Consider the following 23,138-nt stretch of genomic DNA (forward strand, 5'->3'; position numbering starts at 1 on the left):
CCGTCTTTTTTTAGATTGATTCTAAATTAAACCAGCTTCATAAGTTCTTATATTTATGTTCGACTTAAAAGACTCAGGTATTTGCCTCTTAACTAATATTGACAATTAACAATCATTTTATGGAACACATTGTAATTATAGGAAATGGAATTTCGGGGGTTACCGCTGCAAGACATATCCGAAAAATGTCTGACAAAAAAATAACTATTGTCTCTTCTGAAACAGACTATTTCTTTTCTCGTACAGCTTTGATGTATATTTACATGGGACATATGAAATTTGAACATACTCAACCTTACGAAAATTGGTTTTGGAAAAAAAATAGAATTCAGCTTAAAAAAGGTTTTGTATCAAAGGTTAACCATGAGTCTAACGAGTTGATTTTTAGCAACGAAGAAACATTATCATATGACAAACTTATCATAGCAACTGGATCAAAACCTAATAAATTTGGTTGGCCGGGACAGGATCTGGAAGGTGTAATGGGTATGTATCACAAACAAGATCTAGAAAATTTAGAAAAATACGCCCCTAATAGTAAAGTTTGTAAACATGCCGTAATTGTAGGAGGTGGATTAATCGGGATCGAATTGGCAGAAATGTTACACTCTCGTAATATACCGGTTACCTTTTTGGTTCGAGAAGATAGCTTTTGGAATGGCGTATTACCCGCAGGAGAAAGTGGTATGATCAATCGACATATCAAAAATCATCATATTGATCTGAGATTAGGAGTTAATCTCAAAGAAATTATCTCTGATGATCATGGCAAAGCAAAAGCAGTAGTAATACAAGAAACAGGCGAAGTTATAGATTGTGACGTCGTAGGACTTACCGCGGGAGTTTCTCCAAATATAGACTTCTTAAAAGATTCTGGAATAGAATTAGGAAGAGGAGTAAAAGTAAACAGATATTTAGAAACTAATATTCCTAATATTTATGCTATAGGAGACTGTGCCGAGCAACACGAAGCCATTGGCAATCGCAGACCTATAGAAGCCGTTTGGTATACCGGACGGATGATGGGAGAAACTGTCGCACAAACCATATGCGACAATAGAATCGAATATAAACCGGGACATTGGTTCAATAGTGCAAAATTTTTAGATATCGAATATCAAACGTATGGTTGGGTATTTGGACAACCAAAAGAATATGAACAACAGTTCCATTGGATACATGAAGACGACACAAAATGTATAACTGTTTCTTACCATAAAGATTCTAAAGAATTTTTAGGAATTAACACCTTCGGAATCAGAATGCGTCATGAAGTTTTCGATCGATGGCTAACTGAGAAAAAAGATGTTGACTTTGTGATGCAGAATTTATCAACAGCCAATTTTGATCCAGAATTCTACCAGAAATACGAAAAAGAGGTCCTTTCTGCCTATAAAAATTCACAACTTCAAACGGTTTAAAACAAAAACAACAAATCTCTAAAGGTAATCTAGACAAAACTTTTAGAAGATAATCAAAACATAAGAAAATGAGTAATAAACTAAATCATAGCATGTCGCTTGCTAACCCCGACGCAAAAGGCATTTCTGTAAAGCAAAAAGTAGCATTAGCAACCGGTTTTATAGGGTTCTTTATTCTAATATTAGCTCTTTTTAATACTAATTTACCAAATAAAGGAGTATTCTTAACAATAGCATTAGGATTAATAACAGCAGGAACTATTCTATTTGCCAACAATGCATATCTAACAAAATTAGAAGGAATCAAAAATGATGGTGTATGGTTCAAATCTCTCTCGTCGAGAGGTGTACTTGGTTGGTTAACTGGTGTTGGACTCACTACATTTTATATTATACTATATTTTTATGCAGAACTATTGGGCCTTGGCACTAATGGTGAAGCAAATACGGGCTTAATTGCTCTTTTTGACCCTCTAAGTAAATTACTAAGTGGTAATCCTGCTAGTCAATGGTTTGTGTATGGTACTTTGTATACCATTGCAATTATAGCATTTGGATATAAATTTATTTTAAAGTACAGACACAACAAATATCAACAAATACGTACCGTCTCTGTCATTTTCTTTCAAACAGCATTTGCCTTTATCATTCCTGAATTAATGGCTCGCCTTAACACAGAAAATTTCTCACTTCCATATAATGATTTAAAAAATATGTGGCCATTAAATTATTATGCGTTTGATGGCTGGAGAGTTGATCAATTTATAAATGCCCAAACAGTTGGTTTAGCATTTCTTATTTTTGGAATACTTCTAGTGTTTGTTATTTCTCCAATACTAACATACAAATATGGAAAACGTTGGTATTGCAGTTGGGTTTGTGGATGTGGAGGCCTAGCCGAAACTGCTGGAGATGCATTCCGCCAATTAAGTGACAAAAGAGTGAGTGCCTGGAAATTTGAGCGATGGATGATCAATACCGTTCTTGTCTTTGCAGTAGTAATGACTGTAGCTGTAATCAGTACATATTTAGGATATGATGCAAACAAATATTGGTTTACAAAAAATGTATTCCTTATCAGTGTCGTTGTATTTTTGACGGCATTACTGGCAGGTGTGATATTTTTTAAGAGAGATCAATTAAACAAGACAGCATTGGTAGGAGCTTTTGCAGGGTATTCAATCACTATAGGTTTTATTGCTCTTATATATTTCTTTGATATTAATCAGGTAAAAGTAAATGCAGCTTATTTTTCTTTCGGATTAAACACCAAAGTATATAACCTAGATGCTGCCTTGAGATCCTTTTATGGCTTTGGTATTGGTTCTATTTTTTCAGGAGTGATAGGAACAGGATTTTATCCTATTCTGGGGAACAGAGTATGGTGCCGTATGGGATGCCCCATGGCAGGAATATTAGGAATCCAACAAAGGTTGTTCTCAAAATTCAGAATCACAACCAATGGAGGACAGTGTATTTCTTGTGGTAACTGTTCTACATATTGCGAAATGGGTATCGATGTGCGTTCATATGCTCAAAAAGGACAAAACATTGTAAGATCGAGTTGTGTAGGTTGTGGTATTTGTTCAGCAGTTTGCCCAAGAGGGGTATTAAAACTAGAAAATGATTCTTTACAAGGACGCATCAACTCAAACGAAGTTCTATTAGGTAACGATGTAGATCTTATGGATTATGTGAATAAAAATTAAGAATAAGACACATCCAATACTTCAAATACGATATTACAAGTCCAAAATGATACTTCTTCATTCTGGACTTGTTTTTTATATCAAAATCATAATTATTTAACATTAAAAATAATTATTTATCAACACGAAAACGTTTTCGTAAAAATCATTGCTTCACTACACACCTTTAATTCCGTATATTTAATATAAGTAACTGATTTTAAGAACCTAACAATTAATCTCGCAAAATATTAACCAACTTTTTAGAAAGTCTTGCAATACCTATTTGGGTTTAAGTACTCTACAATCTTGTAATCTAACTATTAAATATATTTCACATGAAAAAACTCACACCAATCAGTTTATTGCTATTTCTACTTATAGTAATTTTCGCATGCCAAAAAGAAGATCTCGACAATTCTTTAAACGAAATTGAAACCGAATCCACAATAGATTCAAAGTCAAGAGCAAATCTACCTAATAATGCAGAACAAGGAGCCATGCTGCATACACACACATGGCCTTTTAGTGGTATCGAACAAGCTATTCCGGATATTGCTGCGGCCGGATTTAACTCAGTTCAGGTTTCTCCGATCAATAAAACAAAGGGAAGTTCTCCCTGGTGGATATTATACCAACCTTGTGATCTTAACATTGGTAATGTAGTTCTAGGCACAGAGGCAGAATTTAGGCAACTATGTCAGACTGCCGAAAATTATGGTGTCAAAATAATTGTAGACGCTGTTCTTAATCATGTAGGAGATAATGGTACATCAAATAATTGGGCCAATGAGTTAGATCCTGCTTTGAAAAGAAGAGAATATTATCATTGGAACGGAAGTATCAACAATTATCAAGATCGCTGGCAACTAACCCAACAAGATCTTTTGGGATTGCCTGATTGGAACACTCAAAGTTCTCAAGTACAACAATTACATATAGACTTCTTGAATAAATGTATTGATGCCGGAGCAGATGGTTTTCGTTTTGATGCTGCAAAACACATGGAAACTAGCGGAGGCGAAGATGGAAACTGGCAAGGAAACTACTGGGAAAATGTTTTAGGAGGACTAAATAACAGGGGAAACTTATATCTTTTTGGAGAAGTCTTACCTGATAGAGCAGATAATGATGAGCAGTACATGAGGTATTATGACATTACTGCACATGGATATGGAGGTACCCTACGTAGTGCAGTACGCAACTATGATGTCACTAATATTCAAAATATCTGGCACGGAGATCATACCATAAGTCCCGATAGAGCATTGGTATATATCGAAAATCATGATGATTATGAGCACGATGACGATGGGTCTCGATCATTAAATCCTTGGCAACGTAAAATGGGGTACGCCATTGCTGCTGCAAGGGCCGGCGTAACACCTCGTTTACTTGACAGGCCGGGTTTTGAAGATGTTTGGAAAGACCCTGATGTAGCAAACATAAATCATTTTCACAATGCCATGGTTGGGCAAAATGAGTATCTAAGGTATCCAAGAAAAGAAACTCTGGTTGTAGATAGAGGAAATAAGGGTACAGCAATCATAAATCTAGGAGGAGACTATACCATCAATACTCAAACAAATTTAAGCTCTGGCAATTACGGTTCTTTCAATGTTTCAGGAGGACGATTAACCGGAAACGTAAAAGGCGGTGCTATCGTAACCTTGTATAATGGCAACGGCAATGGTAATGGAGGAGACAATGGCGGCGGCGGAAATCCCGATGGAGGCAATACAAAAACAGTAGTATATGTACACTATAATGCAGGATGGGGCAACTCTATGTCTATTCGTGGTGATACAAATCCTTTGAACTGGAATTCTGGAACTCAAATGACAAATGTAAATGAAAACACCTGGAAATGGGAAACAAGCAATATCCCGCAAGGGCAAAAATTTGAGTGTAAAGTATTGATTAATGACAATCAATGGGCAACAAATAGTAATTGGTGGGTATATGGTGGTGAAACGATAGATATCTATCCTAATTTTTAAGAGTGCAATTACAACAAAGAAAAACGTTCCATTTGGAACGTTTTTTTTTTAAACAATATATTTATTCTCTAAAAAAAGAAGTAGTATTTTTTATTTCACGACTACAATTAAAAAAAATGTTAGCATCTACGGTCTTTTTCGTCTAAGAATTCATATTAAATCTTAGAACTATGCCTAAAGTATATATTCTCGCTATCATCGTTGTATTTTCAATACATAAATCCCTGGCTCAGAAGCAATATCATTATGAGTATTATACTGATGGGAGTCTAAAATCAGAGGGCTGGAAACTAGATGATAACAAAGTCGATTTTTGGTATTATTACTATCCTAATGGTAAAATAGCGCAAGAAGGGCATTATAAAGGCAATAAAAAAGATGGATTTTGGTATTTTTATTCTGAAAATGGAATAAAATTAAAAGAAGGGCACTTTAATGAGGATAAAAAAACCGGATATTGGTATTTTTACTCAAAAAACAAGGACCTGTTAAAAGAAGGACATTTTATCAATGATAAAGCAGAAAAATGGTGGGTTACTTATGACCTTTCAACAGGTATTGTTAGAAAATATCAATATAAGAACAATAAAAAAGAAGGATATTGCTTACTTTATAAGAAAAATAAGATTTTTAAAGCAGAACGATATATTAACAATAAAAAAACGGGTGAGTGGACAGATCTCTTCAGCTTTAAAAGAGACAACCCAAACGCTTCTCTATAAAATGATTCCCAAAATTAATGTTATCATACCGGCTTTTAATGAAGAAGATTCTATAGCCCATGTGATTAAAGAAATTCCTGATATCGTTTCAGAAGTTATCGTAGTGAGTAATAATTCTACAGATAATACGGAAAGTGTGGCTAGAAACGCCGGTGCAACCGTACTAAAAGAAATACAGAAAGGATACGGGTATGCATGTCTAAAAGGCATGGAATACATCTCAAAAAAGACAGAAAAACCTGATATTATCGTATTTCTAGATGGTGATTACAGTGATTACCCAGAAGAACTTACAAAAATTGTTGCTCCTATTATAGAAAATAATATAGATCTTGTTATTGGTTCTAGAGTAAAACGACTAAGAGAATCTGGTTCTATGACATTTCCACAAATTTTTGGCAATTGGCTAGCAACCAACTTGATGAAACTTTTTTTTAGTGCTAAATTTACAGACTTAGGTCCTTTTAGAGCTATTAAATACAAAAAGTTACTTGATTTAGAAATGATTGATAAAACATATGGTTGGACAGTCGAAATGCAATTAAAAGCATTAAAAAAGAGTTATACGTATACAGAAATACCTGTACGTTACAAAAAGAGAATTGGTGTCTCAAAAGTTTCCGGAACCATAAAAGGTGCTATATTTGCAGGCATTAAGATTTTAAGTTGGATTTTTAAATATAGCTTTACATAATGGATATTGCTATCATCATCACCTATACATTGGCCTTACTAATTATATTTATGTATAGTTTGGCTCAATTAAATCTTCTTGTAAATTATTTAAAAGCTCGAAAGCGACCTGACCAGTCCCCAACTTTCGATTTTTCAAATGCAAACGAAATTCCTAATGTAACTGTGCAACTTCCGGTATTCAACGAATTGTACGTTATGGATCGCTTATTAGATAATATAGCACAATTAGAATACCCAAAAGATAAATTAGAAATTCAGGTATTGGATGACTCAACTGACGAATCTGTAATTTCTACAGCAGCACATATCGAGAAGTTACAGCAAACAGGACTTGATATCAAACATATATGTCGTAAAGACAGAACTGGTTTTAAAGCCGGTGCATTGAAAGAAGGCCTTAAAATTGCTAAAGGTGACTTTATTGCCATTTTTGATGCTGACTTTTTACCCGGTAAAAATTGGTTACAGCAAACCATTCCTTATTTTAAGGATGAAAATATAGGTGTCGTTCAAACGCGATGGGGCCATATCAATAGAAATTATTCTTTATTAACCAAAATTCAGGCTTTTGCCCTTGATTTTCATTTTACAATGGAACAAGTTGGGCGTAATTATAAAGATCATTTTATCAATTTTAATGGTACTGCTGGAGTATGGAGAAAAACCTGTATAGAAGACGCAGGAAACTGGCAAGGTGATACATTGACAGAAGATTTGGACTTAAGTTATCGTGCTCAGCTCAAAAAATGGAAGTTTAAATATCTTGAAGAAGTAGAAACCCCTGCAGAATTACCGGTTGTAATTAGTGCTGCAAGATCGCAACAATTTAGATGGAATAAAGGTGCTGCAGAAAACTTTCAGAAATTATATTGGAAACTTTTAAAAGATAAAACTGTTCCTTTTAAGACAAAGTTCCACAGTTTTTTTCATTTACTGAATAGTAGCATGTTTTTGTTGGTATTACTAGTTGCTGTACTAAGTGTACCAGTTATGTATATCAAAAACAATAATCCTATGTTTAGTTGGTATTTTAATGTAATTGCTTTTTTTGCATTGAGTACTTTTATATTTTTCTTTTGCTATTGGCATACCTTCAAAAAAATACATGGAAAAGGTTTCTGGAATTTTATGGAATATGTAAAAATGTTTTTTACTTTTTTCTCTATAGCAATGGGATTCTCTGTACATAATTCTATGGCAGTTCTAGAAGGTCATTTTGGAAAAAAGAGTGAGTTTGTGAGAACCCCAAAATTCAATATCAATACGTTGAAAGACTCTTGGAAAGGCAATAAATACATTAGTAAAAACATTTCAGGAAATACCGTTATAGAAGCATTATTGATGGGGTATTTTGGATTTGCCCTATACAGCGCATTCAAACTTCAGGATTTTGGTTTATTTCTATTTCATATTATGTTATTTCTAGGGTTTGGATTTGTATTTTTCAAGTCTGTAACTTCTAAAGCATAGTGCTCCAACTATCAAAATATCAAAAGATTACTGTAGGGCTTACCATTATTTGTGCAGTACTGTATGGTGTATTTGCTTACACAATAGAACGCACAAACCTACTAGCGGTTATTAGCATTTGGATAGCATTATTCTTTTTATCATACAAGATCATTCAAATCAACAATAATAACTGGAAAACATTAGCTATAATAGGTCTGTTATTTCGAGTAATTTTTATTGTTGCTGTTCCAAACTTATCTCAAGATTTTTATCGTTTTATTTGGGATGGGCGAATGCTTTTTGAAGGTTTTAACCCTTATCTTTCTTTACCAGAAGTATGGATAGCACAAGGTAATGCTCCTATTGCTCAGGCACAGGAGCTGTATATTGGTATGGGACAACTTAATGGAAGCCATTACACCAATTACCCTCCCATCAGCCAGCTTTGTTATTTTATAGCTGCCATCTTCGCTCATAAAAGCATTCTGGGTTCTGCCATAGTATTGAGAACACTTATTATACTTGCAGACATCGGTACCTTTTTCTTTGGGAAAAAATTATTAGAAGCCTTATCTCTACCTAAAAAACAGATCTTTTGGTATATACTGAACCCGTTTATAATCATTGAACTCACCGGAAACTTACATTTTGAAGCTGTAATGGTATTTTTTATCATTTGGTCATTATATCTATTGCACAAGGGATATTGGTATTGGGCTGCCATTGCTCTGGCATTATCTGTTTCTGTGAAATTGATCCCTTTACTATTTTTACCATTATTCTTTCAGAAATTTATACGAAATGAACACAAAGGATTTGATATAAAAACGGGATTACCCAGATTAATTGGGTTTTACAGTATTGTTATCACAACAGTATTGATCACTTTTGCTCCATTTTTGTCTGAAGCTTTTTTTGCAAATTTTAAACGGACCATTACACTTTGGTTTCAAACCTTTGAGTTTAATGCAAGTATCTTTTTTATTATCCGTTGGATAGGATATCAAATTGTCGGTTGGAATGTGATCGAAACCGCTGGTAAAATCCTACCGTTAGTCACTATTACAATTCTTTTAGCACTTACTTTTTTGCGAAAAAACATTTCTACTGTTCAGTTAATTTCTGCTATGGTTATTGGGATTTGCTGTTATTATTTTTTATCTACCACTGTACATCCGTGGTATATTGCAGTACCATTATCACTGTGTGTGTTCACCATGTATAGATTTCCTATTGCATGGTCTCTTGTTGTAATATTGAGTTATACAGCATATCTAGACCCAAATTTCAAAGAAAATCTCTGGATGGTAGGTTTAGAATACCTCGTTGTTTTCTCAATGTTTACAATAGAAATTTTTAGACGCAAGGCACAACCTTTATTCACCTAAGGATTACATCATCTTTAGATTAATCACTTCTTGCTCGGTAAGTTTACGCCAATGACCTCTTGGCAAATCTTTCTTGGTAAGCCCTCCAAAAATAACACGATCTAGCTTGATGACATCATAATTGAGATGTTCAAAAAGCTTATGTATGATATTATTTTTCGCAGATTTTAACTGTACTCCTACTTCATTTTTGGTAGCTCCTTCTATATATGATATTTCATCAACTTGAATAAATCCTTCTTGCAACTTGACTCCTTTTCGTATTTTTTCAATATCCTCAAATTTCAAATTACGATCCAGCTCTACATGAAAAATCTTACGCACACTACTGTTATGATGTGTCAATTTTTTTTCTAAATCTACATCATTGGTAAACAACAGTAGACCTGTGGTGTTACGTTCTAACCTTCCTACTGGTTTTAGCTTTGCTTTAGAGGCATTTGCCACTAACTGCATTACTGTTTTTGTTTTTTCAGGGCTTGTTGTTGTAATAAATCCTTTGGGTTTATTAAGGAGTACGTATTCTTTTTTCTCCGGTGTAATAAGGCGACCGTCAAATTTAACCTCATCGGTTAATTTAACTTTATATCCCATTTCTGTAATAGGCTTACCATTTACCCATACACTACCTGTTTGAATGTATAAATCTGCTTCTCTTCTTGAACAGACTCCAGAATTTGCTACAAATTTATTAAGTCGTATTTCGTCTGTATCATTCACTTTTTTGGGGTTACTGCCAGACTTTTTTGCTGGAGTTTTATCATATCCGGCTGGTTTTGCTCTGAACTTATTACCTTGTTTTCCACTACCTTTTCCTCTGCGGGAATTATCTCCACGACTCATATTTACTATTTTGTGCAAAGATAACTGATTACAGTAAACATTTAACAATTATTCTACATCAAACCTCACTGTGCTTTGTCTTTTTCTATCCACATGCAACTGCGTAACATCTGGTCTGGCATAATGTCCTACAGGGTCAAAGTTTTGGCGTTCTTGTAATACTCGATGATAGTCTAATGTTTCTATCAAAAGTCCTTCTTTATTCAATACGGGCTCTAATACCCATTCACCATCGGGTCCTGCGATACAAGAACCTCCATTACCTAAAATATCCGGTGCTTTTTTAAGAATTTCATCCACGTGAGGAGTGTTTTCAGGAAAATCTTCTTTCCTCATTAAACTTGATACCGAAATCACATAAGAACGAGATTCTCTAGCAATAAATCTGGTAATATCTTTTGTATTATAATCACTCCCCGGCCAAACCGCAACATGAAGGTTTTCACCTTGTCCATACAAAGCAGCCCTAGGCAGAGGCATCCAATTCTCCCAACAATTTAATCCCCCAACAGTAAATGCTTTCAGTGGATGCACTTGTAATCCATTACCATCTCCAGGAGCCCATGTAAGGCGTTCTTCATAGGTAGGTTGTAATTTACGATGTACTGATTTAATTTGTCCTTCTTGATTAATATATACCAATGATGCATAGAGGCTATGCCCTCCCCTATCCATAGGTCTTTCTATAATTCCTAAGTATACAGAAATTTGATGTGCTTTGGCTAATGAGCATATACTATCTAAATCTCCATTTTCTATAACAATTGCATTTTGAGCATAATGTGAATGGATTTCTTTTTGAATTTTACTGTCAAATTTTGCACCATCTGTTAATGAAACCCAAAAAGGATATCCCGGTAATAAGGTTTCTCCAAAAACAATAAGTTCTGCCTTTTCGGTACTTGCTTCAATAATTGAAGCTTCTATTTTTTGTATTGTTCCTTTTTTATCCAACCAAACCGGTGAAATCTGGGCAAGTGCAACTGTAAGAAATTGGTGTTCTTTACTCATATTTTAGTTTCATTACTATTTTTTAAAGCTATCGAAAAATACTTTAACTAAATCAATCATTTTTAGAAAATCTGAATCTATATTTGAATAGGTTTTAACGCTAAAGTAACATTATATGAGTAGTAAAAATGATAAAATCATTACTTTTTTGAGTTAAATATTAAGAATTATCTACACAAATAGGCAATCAACTTTAATCCTTAGGAAATTAAATAACAAAAGATATATTTCTTTCAACGTTTACTCTAGGTTAACTGTAATGACTATTAACCTAATCATAATTAGAGATATACATTCTAATAAGATCAGATATTAAAAAAAATAAAGTTTAGCCTTTACTTTTAAGTCAAGATTAGTAATCAACAGAAAATAAACTCAAAAACCTAAAATCATGAAAAAGTTATTTGCTATTTTGATACTGCTCATTATGAATTCGATATCTGTTTTTGCTACAGATAACACACCAATAGTCTCTCAAAAACAACTAAGAGCTCAAATTGAACAACTATTGAAAGACCCAGATATTTTTGTAGAAAACGAAGAACTTAATGCAAAAATAGAATTCACTTTAAATACGAAAGGTCAAATTGTAGTATTATCAGTAGATGCGGAAGAAAGCAATGTGGAAGAATACATTAAATCAAGATTAAACTACAAAAAAATCAATCCTAAAATTTCTAGTTTAGGAAGTAATATCTATAAAATTTCATTGAGAATATTGAAGCCGGAAGAAGCCTAAACTCAATACGTATAATTAAGTGTAAAAGATAACAGTTGCAATTTTGCAGCTGTTATTTTTATCTAAAAACCTTATCTAAAATTACATTAACATCAATCAATACAATACAAAATGCTCCGGTCAAAATAATTAACTTTAGAATATTATGTAACCAGACATAATGTATTTTTCCATTAGACATGTACAGTCCAATTAAAAAAAGTAACAATAGAAATACACAGGCATAAAAATATAGGTACATATATCCAACTTCGTACTTAAATAATAGCAGATAAATGGGTACTAGTGATGCAATAATGAGAATACTTATAATTGTTTTTGAAGTTTTTTCTCCATATACAATAGGAATTGTTTTATAATTTTGAGCAAGATCTCCTCTCAAATTTCCTAAGTCTTTGATCATTTCTCTCATAATCAACATCAAAAACAAAAATGTCGCATGTACAAAAATGACTTCATCAAAGTTTTTATAATAAATAAATACTGCAAAAAATGGAGTTATCGATAATAAAGCTGCAGTAATATTACCAATAATCGGGAATTTTTTGAGCTTATGAGAGTAGAACCATATTCCAAAAATATATAACGAGAAAAAAACTACTGCTCGAAAAGAAACATAGCTTGCAAATACTACAGATAGAAAGTTCGTTACAAAGTATCCGGTAAGTTTGGTGCGTTGACTTACCAGTCGGTCTAACATTGTTTTTTGAGGCCTATTGATTAAGTCTTTTTCTCTATCATAAAAGTTATTGATAATGTATCCTGCTGCTATAACACCCGAAGAGGCCAAAACAATAACAAACAAATTTGGGTCAAAAAAGACTTCTCTTACACTTTTGTCTGGCGCCAAAATAAATATAGAAGTAAAATATTGCGCTAGAACAATGACTAGGATGTTATATCCTCTTACAACAGAAAATAAACTCAGTAATTTTAAAAAAAAGAGTTTATTTTTTCTGGTAAGCATAGTAAGAATGCTTATTTAGAAATTATAAACTACTTCTAGTTTGTAATCTTTGAGAGACGCTTTTGCTTTATCAAAATCTTGTGTAAATCCAAGAATATAGCCTCCGCCTCCAGAACCACAAAGTTTTAGATAGTAATCATTGGTTTCTATCCCATTACGCCAAAGATTATGAAACTCTTGCGGAATCATCGGCTTAAAGTTATCAAGAACAACGTGAGAAAGTTGTTTTATATTAGAAAATAATGATTTTACATCTCCTTTTAAGAAATCATCAACACAAGCATCTGTATATTTAACAAACTGGTTCTTCAGCATGTTACGGAAACCTTCTTGTTTCATGTTTTCCATAAAAATACTAACCATAGGAGCAGTTTCTCCTACAATACCACTATCTAATAAAAATACAGCTCCTTTTTTATGTTCTATGCTTTGTGAAGGAATTCCAGCGGGTTCAATATTATCTTTAGAATGTATTAAAATAGGTAAACTAAGGTAACTATTCAAAGGATCTAAGCCAGAACTACTGCCATGAAAAAACGATTCCATCAAACCAAAAATTTCTTTAAGCTTTAATAGTTTATCACGGGTAAGATTTTCTAGTATTGTAATTTTATCTTCAGCATACTTGTCGTAAATAGCAGCAACTAGTGCACCACTACTTCCTACTCCATATCCTTGTGGAATACTGCTATCAAAATACATCCCGGATTCTATATCAGCACGAAGTTTTTCAAAATCAAAAGACACAATTCCTTTGTCTTGAACATCTTCTAGATACACAACAAAATCTTTAAGATGTTTGTTGGATTCTATTGCATCCTGGTTTGGGTTCTCAGATACTTTGAGTGCACCTTTGAAAAAATTATAGGGTATAGAAAGACCTTTGGAGTCTTTGATAATACCGTATTCACCAAACAGAAGTATTTTTGAATAAAATAATGGTCCCTTCATTATTTCTTTTTATTAGCTTTTTTTATTATTCGTATTCCTTTATAGAATAAAGTTACAACAATTTTGCTCCTAATCCTATTTTATCACAAATATACTGCCCATTTTGACAATATGCAACTAACTCATTATTAATGAATTCTAAAACCTCATTTTTTTCTGAATTTGGGTACAGCATATGTACATTTGCTCCTGCATCTAGTGTAAAACAAAGCTTAGACCCTGTCTGTTCTCTATACTTCCAAATTTTTTGAATGACAGATAGCGTATTAGGTTTCATCAAAATAAAATAGGGTAAAGAAGTCATCATCATGGCATGCAAAGTCAATGCTTCGCTTTCTACAATTTTGATAAAAGCATCGAGATCTCCAGATATCAAAATATCTTTTAGTATAGCAATATTATTTGACGCCTGCGCAAATCGTTCCTTTGCAAAAGGATGACCGTGCATCAAATTATGCCCTACAGTACTGCTTACTTGCTTTTCTCCTTTGTCTATCAACAAAATAGTATCCTGATATTCTTCAAAATTTTGATGTAAATCAAAAGGAAATGGTATCGCAAATGCATCACTGCTTTGCGCTATATCTGCATGTTCACCCCATACGGTTACAGGGCCTTCTATACTTCTACAAGCACTACCTGATCCTAATCGAGCCAAAAATGAGGTTTTTTTGAGCAATAATGATGTCTCAATTTGAGGATGCATTATTTTTTCTATTTGCATGAAACAATATGCAAGAGCACTCATACCACTAGCAGAAGAAGCAATACCACTACTATGCGGAAATGTATTTGTCGTTTCGATAGTAAAGGTATAATGCTTTAAAAAGGGAAGATATTCTTGAACTCTTTTTAAAAAATCTTGAATTTTTGGTTTAAAATCCGGCTTTAATTCTCCATCAAAATACAATTCGAAGTCAAAGTCCTCACTTGCGTTTGCTTTTTTCTTATACGAAACGCTTGTTTTGGTATAACAAGACGTCAATGTGAAACTTATAGAAGGGTTCTCTGGTAATTGCACCGGTCGTTTACCCCAATATTTTACCAAAGCAATATTACTGGGAGCTGTGGATGTAATGATTCCTTCTTCTGGTAATTCTTTGGCCAGTGGTAAAACAAATTCAGGATAATCTGCCATGATATAAAAATTTAGACAAATATAACTGCTGTATTATATTTAAGCACACACCTAGTGAAAATAAATTGCTATTTTAGTGCAATGCTAACGTGTGCAGATGAAAAAAAAATTAATTCGTATTGGTATTGCGGTATTGTTATGTGTATTTGTTGGTTTTTTAAGTAGTATAGCAACCAAATCCTCTATAGATACTTGGTATACAACTTTAAATAAACCTTCTTTTACTCCACCAAATTGGGTCTTTGGACCTGTTTGGGCAATCCTATATATCATGATGGGAATTGCAGCAGGAATTGTATGGAACAAAGGTTTTTATCATAAATGGGTAAAAGTTGCGTTATATCACTTTGGGTTTCAATTGCTCCTTAATGTTGCATGGTCTATTTTTTTCTTTGGATTACGAAACCCGTTTATTGCATTATTGGATATTATTGCCCTATTTATCCTATTATTGTTTACCATAAAATGGTTTACAGTCGTAAATTCTACCGCGGCCTACCTACTTATCCCCTACGTTGTTTGGGTTGCTTTTGCAACCGCGCTCAATTTTGCGGTATGGCAACTAAATTAAAAAAGGAATAAGGAATCAAATTTTTTATGAGTAAAAAAGCAATAGTCTTACAGACTACTCTGGAATTAATTACAAAACAAGGCATTAATGCAACCTCTCTCTCTCAAATCATTAAAGAATCCGGTGTTGCTAATGGTACAGTTTACCATCATTTTAAAAATAAAGAAGAAATTATTACAGAATTATATTTAATGCTTACACAAGATTTTGGTACAGTAGTCATGCGTAATGTACCAGAAGATGATATTAAAAAGCAGTTTACCGTGATGTGGCTCAATTTATTCTACTATTTTGTGAATAACCCACTCGCTTTTATTTTTTCTGAACAGATTGCTCGTTCTCCAGAAATCCCTCAAGAATTAAAAGATAAAGCAAGGAAATATTATGCTGAAATTGAAGATTTTTTTAGAACCGGTATCAAACAAAAAATATTTAAGTCTTACAATACCTTAGTCATGGAAGAATTATTTTTTGGTAATGTTGTATCTCTGGTTAAAATACATGAAAATGAACAAGTAAAACTACAAGAAAAACACATTAATCAAGCTATAGAAATTTCCTGGAAAGGGTTCTTAAAAGATAATACTGTTATGTAAATATCTCTTTTGTTTAAAAAACGGATAACCTTACAAAAACGATATATGATAAGATAACGAGAACAAATATTTAAAAATACTTGTTCTCGTTATTTCTATTGTCTGTATTTTTTAATTAAAAGTAATATTGATACAAGAATCTTTATAAAGGTCTTTGAGCACAAATTCTACTGCTTTCCTAGAATTTTCGGCTCTTCCGATTTGCGTTCCTTTAAAACTTACCTTACCGGTATCTCTACTCCAGTAAAACTCATTACTATTTGATTTTATAATACGTTTATTGTTTTTTGTAGTGACTTGAAAAGCGTCAAACTCCTGACTGTATTCTAAACCGGAAGGATAATACACTTCGGTAACAAATTTTGTCGTTCCTTTTTCATAAAGATAGCAAACACATTCCCCTATATCTTTAGCTTCAGAAACTCTTACCATATTATTTTGTACAATTTTCCATCCGCCATTAACCTGAATTGCCACAATATCCATTAGCATAGTACCTTTTTCTGCCGATTTTTTATTGATCAACGATTCAAAATTAACTACAGCCGAGATGGTTCCTGCTCTTTCTTTCTGACTTTGAAAAACAACTTTGTCAAGCATTAACTTAAATTGATAATTATCATCATCGATAATATCATCCAGTTGACTCGAAATATCTTTTTTTTCATAATTTTTCCTTACTAAAGCTCCAGAAAGGTTCACATATACTGTATTGCCGCTGTATTTATCATCAAAGAGATTGAGAACATCTGCTTTTTTGGTTCCTTGATTAAGCGCATTCATCTTATTAATATATTCTACTAATAGCTTTTTGACAGGGTCTTTATCATTAAATGCTTTTACAGGGTAGAATACACCAATTGAGAATAAGAATATAAGGGTTATGGTAATTTTTTTCATAGCACGGGAGGTATTAATTAAACTTCTTTAATATACAAAAATCAATACAAAATCCCTAGTGCTTTCACTTCAATTTAACCTTACAATTTACTCAATTTCATTAGCTTAACAACTGTTTTTAGGTTTCTTGTCGTAGCACTGGACTTCAATTTTTTCTCAAAAAAGTTATTATTCAGTTTTGTTTTACCATAACCATTTGCTGCATAAAAATAAACGACATTTTCTGTAATCAGAAACTCTTCTTCTCCATAAGAAGTACCAGAAAGTTCTTGTGCTGCTATTGTATCCGGAGCATTTTTTAATAACGTAAAAAACATTTTGTTTTCGGCTATTTCGCCTTTGGCAATTCTATCTAGAAAAGGATTTTTTTTATAAATAGAATTTAATGTTTGCGGAGTAATAACAAGTACAGGAACATCAAAACCAAAATGAGCATCTATTTTATCATGAATACGTTTTGATAGCTCATCATGATGGGTTTTGACATATTTAAAAACAATATTTCCGCTTTGGATATATGTTGTAACTTCTGTAAAACCGAGTTGTTCTAAAGCTATTTTAAGATCAGCCATTTTGATCTTCTTTTGTCCACTCACATTAATCCCTCTCAATAACGCTATGTATGTATTCATTTTGAAAAATTAGTTAGAAGTTATTGCATTGGCTGCTATAAAAGCCCCTGTCCATGCATTCTGAAAATTAAACCCTCCGGTAATAGCATCTATGTTTAATACTTCGCCCGCAAAATACAGGTTTTTATGCTTTTTACTTTCAAAGGTTTTAAAGTTAACATCTTTAAGGTCGACTCCTCCCGCTGTTACAAATTCTTCTTTAAAAGTACTTTTTCCTGTTACCGAAAAAGTAGCTTGAGTGAGCTGTTCTGATAATTCTTTGAGTTGTTGCTTGCTTATATCTGCCCAACGCATATCATTCTCTATCGCTGAAGCCTCTACAAGATTCTGCCAAAGCCTTTTGGGTAAATTAAATTGTGCATACGTTTTTGGTTGTTGCTTAGGAGTATTGTTTTTTATGGCAATAAGCTCTTCAAAAACTTCTTGTTGCGAATAATCCGGTAACCAATTGACTAGAATTTCAAATTGATATTGCAATGCATTAAGTACAATGGCTCCCCAAGCTGATAATTTTAAAATCGCCGGGCCACTCATTCCCCAATGTGTGATCAACAACGGGCCTATATTCGACAGCTTGGTATTTTTAACTTTTACCTGAGCTTGTGTAGCTACACCAGGCAAATTTTTGATTCTCTCATCTTTGATATTAAATGTAAATAAGGATGGTACCGCAGCTATGATTTGGTATCCTAATTGTTCTAGCAATTTCCATATTTTGGTATTGCTGCCGGTTGCTATCATCAATTTTTCTGCAGTAAAATCACCTTTATTGGTTTCTACGAGCCACTTGCCATCATTTTGAGTGAAATTTTGCACCACATGACTTTTTAAAATGTCTATGTTTAGTTTTTGAGCCGTAGACAAAAAACAATTAATAATGGTTTGAGAGGTATCTGAAACCGGAAATATTCTTCCGTCTTCTTCTATTTTGAGGGCAACTCCTCTGCTTTCGAACCAATCCATAGTATCGCCTGTCATAAAATTATGAAAAGGCCCTTTTAGTTCTTTTTCTCCTCTGGGGTAATTTTTGCTTAACTCGTTGGGGATAAATTCTGCATGGGTCACGTTACAACGCCCTCCCCCAGAAATACGGACTTTGGATAAGACCTCTTTACCACGTTCGAGAATTGCTATTTTTATATTAGGTGAATTTTCGGCAGCATTGATAGCAGTAAAAAAACCTGCAGCACCGCCTCCAACAATAATTACATCATAATTCATTAGACAAAATTCGGAAAATCTGTGATGATTCCATCAATATTCCAGGATTTTGACTGATCTATTATAAATTTGTCGTTTACTGTCCAGACATAAATACGGTATCCTAGTTTTTTTGCTCGCTCCACTTCATCTCTAACCAACGAAGAAACAGGGGGATGAATTGAGTATGCTTTTAATCGATGAGCAATAGGCAAAACAGATTTTACATTTTCTTCGGTTAAGACTCCTAATTTAAATCTTGAATTTGCTTCTTTGATCTGAAAAAGCTGAGAATGGTCAAAACTTGAAATAATAAAATGTTCGTAATCCCAATCTGTATTTTTAATATATTCATTAAGTAATCGTATCGTTGGCATTGCTGTATTTTTGCCTTTTAGCTCAATATTAAGTTTACATTGTGCATTGATTACATTAAGAATTTCTTTTAGATTAGGGATTACATATCCTTCTTGAGTTTTAAACTGTCTTAACTCGTGTAATGTATAATCTGATACATTACCTTTGCCATTAGTGGTCCGATCCAATGTGTCATCATGAATTGCAACCAAATCTCCTGTTTTGCAAAGATGTACATCTATCTCTATACCATCCACATGATGTCTTAAGGCTTCTTCTACTGATTCTACTGTGTTTTCGGCTACCAAACCGGCTGCACCACGATGCCCAAATGTTTCCATACTACATGATTTTGTACTACAGTAAATTACATAAATTATATCGGCTGTGGCTCCCTATAAATCTAAATGTTTGGTTAAATTTACAGGTAATTTCTTAACTTATTAAGAACTATATTGTTGTTTCTTCCTTTTTTGATACCAAACAAGAAGCAAAAAGAGAATACCAAGTATCAAAACACCAAAAATCCATGTGGATATATTCTTTTCAAATGGAATCGGACTTACATCACCGATGAGATAAAAACCTCCCCAATAAAAAGGAGCTATACGATTGATATCGGCTGTTTCTAAATAAGAAAGCTTTGCCTGTTGCAAGGCTTGAGATTTACGCATCCCTTTTTTTAAGTTTTCATAAAAATACTGCATTATTTCTGGCGTGGTACGATCAGACACTGCCCAATTGGTAAGCAATACACTTTTGGTCCCTGCATATTGAAAAGCACTCCCAAGACTCATAATCCCCTCGCCATTCGCTATTTTTCCGCTTCCGGTATTACAAGCACTAAGTACTGTAAGATCAGCAGGGATGCTCATAGAGAACAATTCATGACTATATAATATATTATCTTGTACAGTGTCCTTGTTTTTAGAAAAATATAACCGGGAATTCTCAGGATGCTCACTATCGATATCCCCATGCAATGCCAAATGCAGTATATTATATTGATCCGAAAGCTTTTTAAAATTATCTTCTCCTGCCTGGGTTCCATAATAATATTGTCCATCGATAATATTAGAAATGGCTTTGATTTCTCTACGTGTACCGGGTAAATCAATGGTACTATTTCTTAAAGCAGCTAGAGTGACACTTTCATTTTCATAAAGCTGTGTCGTATCTGAATACGAAAAAGCAAGACATTCTTCTCTTTTTAATGCAGTGGACTGCTCTACCTTATCCGCAAATAGTACCGTAGCAGCATTGCTATATGAGATTGCATATTTTTTTAGTACATATGATACTTCTGCTGGATTATTTGAATCATCTTGTTGCATAAGCAATAAATCAAAATTACAATGCCACAGTGCCCCATCAGGAATAATAATAAGATTACGACCCTCAAAAGTATCTGATACCGGCAACATGAGTTCGTTATATAGTGTATGTCCTAATTTTTTATACTCCTGAAAATCTTGTGTTACCAAAACTTCTTTGAATCGCTCAACCTTATTTGTTAATGATGTAACAGGTAATTCTTTAATGCTAAACTTATGCTTAGTGATCACAAAAGCGTATGTAATACTTTCGCTGGTAAAAAATTCTAATACCGTGGTATCTTCATCTATCTTCTCCTGAATATCTTTTACGCTTATTATGGTGTTATCATATCTAAGCTTGTAATATTCGGGATAGTTGCTTCTTAACACTTTTTGTAACGAATCTTGTCTTCTTTTTATACGAAACAATGTATTCTCATATCCCACAATTTTTGTAGTATCAGATTTTTCTTTGGCTCTTTCTTGACTGATCCGAGATAAATAAAAAGAAGTATTGGTTTTTAATTCTTTTTCTAGGATTGTAATCGTTTTAGGAAGACCTACAAATTGTTTAGCATTAGAAGCGTTAAGGATTTCTTTGAGTGTATTGGCTTTACTTTTTTCTGCATATGCAAACGCCTGAAACAAGTGTTGTTCATCTTGGTCTATTTCAAACAATTGTAATTGTGTTTGTATCGCACCTTGATATACTTCTTTTACTTGCTGCGCAAAAGCAACTTTATCCTGATAATTTGTATACGTCTCTCGGATGGTCTGGATGAGAAGATCTGCTTTTTGATAGCTAATGACAGTAAGATCTAAATCGTCTTTGGCACAGCTTTGTACATATCGATTGGTATATGCTTGTGCTTGATCTGCCAACGTTTGTAGCAATACTCGATGATCCATATATTGATTTGGGTCAAAAGACTTTGCTGCATTATTTCGTATATTTTTAACCTGATTTGCAAATAGCGCTTTTTGATAGTAGCCCAAGGCTTGATTATAATCTTGTTGTATAGTATATACTTTTGCAATATGACGATATGACAACGCGACTTTAGGATGATGTGTACCTAATAGTTCTAATCGTATTGCCCGTGCTTTTTGATGGTATATTAAAGACTGAGAATACTCTTGTTGATCAAAGAATAGTTTAGCGATTGATGTATATGAATCCGCTACATACATATTATTTTCTTCATATACATGCTTTCTTATTTTTAGTGCTTTATTATAATAAAATGTTGCCGAATCATATTGTTGTGTCGCTATATATAATTCTCCTATATCATTGTAAGAATCTGCTAGATCAGAATGATTTGGTGCTAGTGTTTTTTCTCTAATACGTAATGCTTTAAAATAATATTTTAAAGCGATATTATACTCTTTTCTTAATCTAAAAGTGTTTGCCAAATTATTATGATAAAGAGCTACAGATGAAGGGTGTTCATATCTTCTAATTTTAGTATTTTCTTTAAGTGCCTTTCTAAAATAGAATAATGCTTTATCGTATTCTCCTTTATATTTATATACAACTCCTATATTATTATAAACACTTGAACCATAATTTCTTCCCTCTTCTTTTATAATCTTATTATTGATATTAATAGCTTTAGAATAATATTTTAGTGCTTCATCATATTCTCCTTTATCTTTATAACAAATACCTGTTAAATTAAGGTTTTTAAACAATAAATAGTTTTTAGGTGTTCTTAACGATTGTAATACCTTAAAATTCTTTTCTAAAAAAGAAATAACTTTATCTGAATCCCCTCTTCTTCGATAAATCTTGGCCTGAGCTTCATTAGCTTTGATTCTATTTGTTAAACTACTTCTAACCGATATACTTTTAGATAAAAACTTAAGTGATTTATCGTAATCCTGTTTTCTGTAATAAGCAAGGCCTATACCTAAATAAGAGGCAGCCGTTCTTTTATGATCAATTCCTAACTTTCTTTTTCTAATATCCAAAGATTTCTGATAATACTCTAATGCTATGTCATATTCTCTTTGGAAAAAATATAAATTTCCTAAAGCATGATAAGAATCCGAAATTCCTATTGTATCTTCTGTAAACTCTCTAATCTTTAAAGCTCTTTCTAGGTATTGCAAAGAAACTTTAAATTTATTAGGCTTTTGACTATTAATAATACCCATATTTTCATAAGCAAAAGCTGCTTCTCTGTGATTTTTAGAAAGTTTTTTTTGGCAAATTTCTAATGCTTTTTGTGCACTATACAAAGATTCTTGCCTATTACCATTTTCTAATTGAGAATCAGAAATCTTATTATAGCATCTAGTTACGCGTTCCCAAGCCTTTGCTGTCGCATAGATCGGTATTGCCTTATTAAAATGCACTAAAGATTGCTCATAATATCCTTGAGACGATAGTGAATCTGCAATCCTGTAGTTTCTATAGGCGATCAAGGTATCATGAGTTACTTGCCCATAGCCTTTGGAGAGCACAGAAAATATAAATAAAATAAACCAAATAAAGAATATTACTTGTCTTTTTTGTTGGGTGATTATAGTAAAATTTACATACAT

20 protein-coding genes are annotated in these 23,138 nt (G+C 33.1%); 10 read left to right on the top strand and 10 right to left on the bottom strand.

The window, feature by feature from the left end; genetic code table 11:
* Positions 1–119: 119 nt before the first annotated feature.
* The 7 genes from FHK87_RS06630 to FHK87_RS06660 all read left to right on the top strand — a co-directional run bounded on the left by FHK87_RS06630 (position 120) and on the right by FHK87_RS06660 (position 9,367).
* The gene (locus tag FHK87_RS06630; protein ID WP_140591806.1) at positions 120–1,421 is read left to right on the top strand and encodes an NAD(P)/FAD-dependent oxidoreductase; all 1,302 of its coding nucleotides are present in this window, start codon (positions 120–122) and stop codon (positions 1,419–1,421) included.
* Positions 1,422–1,489: 68 nt separating this feature from the next.
* The gene (locus FHK87_RS06635; protein ID WP_140591809.1) at positions 1,490–3,130 is read left to right on the top strand and encodes a 4Fe-4S binding protein; all 1,641 of its coding nucleotides are present in this window, start codon (positions 1,490–1,492) and stop codon (positions 3,128–3,130) included.
* Positions 3,131–3,447: 317 nt separating this feature from the next.
* Positions 3,448–5,109, top strand: a complete 1,662-nt coding sequence (locus tag FHK87_RS06640) for an alpha-amylase family glycosyl hydrolase (RefSeq protein WP_140591814.1) — start codon at positions 3,448–3,450, stop codon at positions 5,107–5,109.
* A gap of 170 nt (positions 5,110–5,279) precedes the next feature.
* A complete protein-coding gene (locus FHK87_RS06645; RefSeq protein ID WP_140591818.1) occupies positions 5,280–5,831 on the top strand; it encodes a toxin-antitoxin system YwqK family antitoxin in 552 nt (183 codons plus the stop codon).
* Position 5,832: 1 nt separating this feature from the next.
* Positions 5,833–6,525, top strand: a complete 693-nt coding sequence (locus FHK87_RS06650) for a glycosyltransferase family 2 protein (RefSeq protein WP_140592718.1) — start codon at positions 5,833–5,835, stop codon at positions 6,523–6,525.
* Complete coding sequence (locus FHK87_RS06655) at positions 6,525–7,997, top strand: cellulose synthase family protein (protein WP_140591821.1); 1,473 nt, start codon at positions 6,525–6,527, stop codon at positions 7,995–7,997. Before FHK87_RS06650 ends, FHK87_RS06655 begins: the two co-directional genes overlap by 1 nt.
* Entirely contained in the window at positions 7,997–9,367 is a 1,371-nt protein-coding gene (locus FHK87_RS06660) for a mannosyltransferase (protein WP_140591824.1), read from the top strand. Before FHK87_RS06655 ends, FHK87_RS06660 begins: the two co-directional genes overlap by 1 nt.
* A 3-nt stretch (positions 9,368–9,370) precedes the next feature.
* Here the strand turns inward: FHK87_RS06660 and FHK87_RS06665 are convergent, their stop codons facing one another.
* Both FHK87_RS06665 and FHK87_RS06670 read right to left on the bottom strand, forming a co-directional pair.
* Positions 9,371–10,210 carry a pseudouridine synthase gene (locus tag FHK87_RS06665; RefSeq protein WP_140591828.1) on the bottom strand — a complete coding sequence of 280 codons (840 nt, stop codon included), beginning with the start codon at positions 10,208–10,210 and terminating at the stop codon, positions 9,371–9,373.
* A gap of 48 nt (positions 10,211–10,258) precedes the next feature.
* Positions 10,259–11,221, bottom strand: coding sequence for a carbon-nitrogen hydrolase family protein (locus FHK87_RS06670; RefSeq protein WP_140591831.1), 963 nt, complete (start codon positions 11,219–11,221; stop codon positions 10,259–10,261).
* Between the two features lie 391 nt (positions 11,222–11,612).
* Here FHK87_RS06670 and FHK87_RS06675 point away from each other — a divergent pair, with 391 nt between their 5' ends.
* Complete coding sequence (locus FHK87_RS06675; protein ID WP_140591835.1) at positions 11,613–11,960, top strand: hypothetical protein; 348 nt, start codon at positions 11,613–11,615, stop codon at positions 11,958–11,960.
* A gap of 58 nt (positions 11,961–12,018) precedes the next feature.
* On the opposite strand, the gene FHK87_RS06680 is transcribed toward FHK87_RS06675, so the two are convergent.
* Genes FHK87_RS06680 through FHK87_RS06690 form a run of 3 tightly spaced genes read right to left on the bottom strand, consistent with a single transcriptional unit; the run spans position 12,019 to position 15,016 of the window.
* The gene (locus FHK87_RS06680; protein ID WP_140591838.1) at positions 12,019–12,927 is read right to left on the bottom strand and encodes a geranylgeranylglycerol-phosphate geranylgeranyltransferase; all 909 of its coding nucleotides are present in this window, start codon (positions 12,925–12,927) and stop codon (positions 12,019–12,021) included.
* 15 nt (positions 12,928–12,942) lie between these two features.
* A complete protein-coding gene (locus FHK87_RS06685) occupies positions 12,943–13,878 on the bottom strand; it encodes a mevalonate kinase family protein (protein ID WP_140591841.1) in 936 nt (311 codons plus the stop codon).
* A gap of 52 nt (positions 13,879–13,930) precedes the next feature.
* On the bottom strand, positions 13,931–15,016 hold the full coding sequence (locus FHK87_RS06690) for a diphosphomevalonate/mevalonate 3,5-bisphosphate decarboxylase family protein (RefSeq protein ID WP_140591843.1): 1,086 nt from the start codon (positions 15,014–15,016) through the stop codon (positions 13,931–13,933).
* Positions 15,017–15,113: 97 nt separating this feature from the next.
* On the opposite strand from FHK87_RS06690, the gene FHK87_RS06695 reads away from it, so the two are divergent.
* Positions 15,114–15,587 carry a TspO/MBR family protein gene (locus FHK87_RS06695; RefSeq protein WP_140591846.1) on the top strand — a complete coding sequence of 158 codons (474 nt, stop codon included), beginning with the start codon at positions 15,114–15,116 and terminating at the stop codon, positions 15,585–15,587.
* A gap of 26 nt (positions 15,588–15,613) precedes the next feature.
* Complete coding sequence (locus tag FHK87_RS06700) at positions 15,614–16,183, top strand: TetR/AcrR family transcriptional regulator (protein WP_140591849.1); 570 nt, start codon at positions 15,614–15,616, stop codon at positions 16,181–16,183.
* 111 nt (positions 16,184–16,294) lie between these two features.
* Here FHK87_RS06700 and FHK87_RS06705 read toward each other — a convergent pair whose 3' ends face one another.
* The 5 genes from FHK87_RS06705 to FHK87_RS06725 form a co-directional block, all read right to left on the bottom strand.
* Complete coding sequence (locus FHK87_RS06705; RefSeq protein WP_140591851.1) at positions 16,295–17,083, bottom strand: hypothetical protein; 789 nt, start codon at positions 17,081–17,083, stop codon at positions 16,295–16,297.
* Positions 17,084–17,163: 80 nt separating this feature from the next.
* The gene (locus FHK87_RS06710; RefSeq protein WP_140591853.1) at positions 17,164–17,715 is read right to left on the bottom strand and encodes a DUF1697 domain-containing protein; all 552 of its coding nucleotides are present in this window, start codon (positions 17,713–17,715) and stop codon (positions 17,164–17,166) included.
* A 9-nt stretch (positions 17,716–17,724) separates the two neighbouring features.
* On the bottom strand, positions 17,725–18,936 hold the full coding sequence (locus FHK87_RS06715) for a BaiN/RdsA family NAD(P)/FAD-dependent oxidoreductase (protein ID WP_140591856.1): 1,212 nt from the start codon (positions 18,934–18,936) through the stop codon (positions 17,725–17,727).
* Positions 18,936–19,613 (bottom strand): glycerophosphodiester phosphodiesterase, encoded by a 678-nt coding sequence (locus FHK87_RS06720; RefSeq protein WP_140591859.1) that lies wholly within the window; start codon positions 19,611–19,613, stop codon positions 18,936–18,938. Before FHK87_RS06720 ends, FHK87_RS06715 begins: the two co-directional genes overlap by 1 nt.
* Before the next feature lie 102 nt (positions 19,614–19,715).
* On the bottom strand, positions 19,716–23,138 hold the full coding sequence (locus FHK87_RS06725; RefSeq protein ID WP_140591861.1) for a CHAT domain-containing protein: 3,423 nt from the start codon (positions 23,136–23,138) through the stop codon (positions 19,716–19,718).

Source organism: Aquimarina algicola (assembly GCF_006443095.1).
GTDB lineage: Bacteria > Bacteroidota > Bacteroidia > Flavobacteriales > Flavobacteriaceae > Aquimarina > Aquimarina algicola.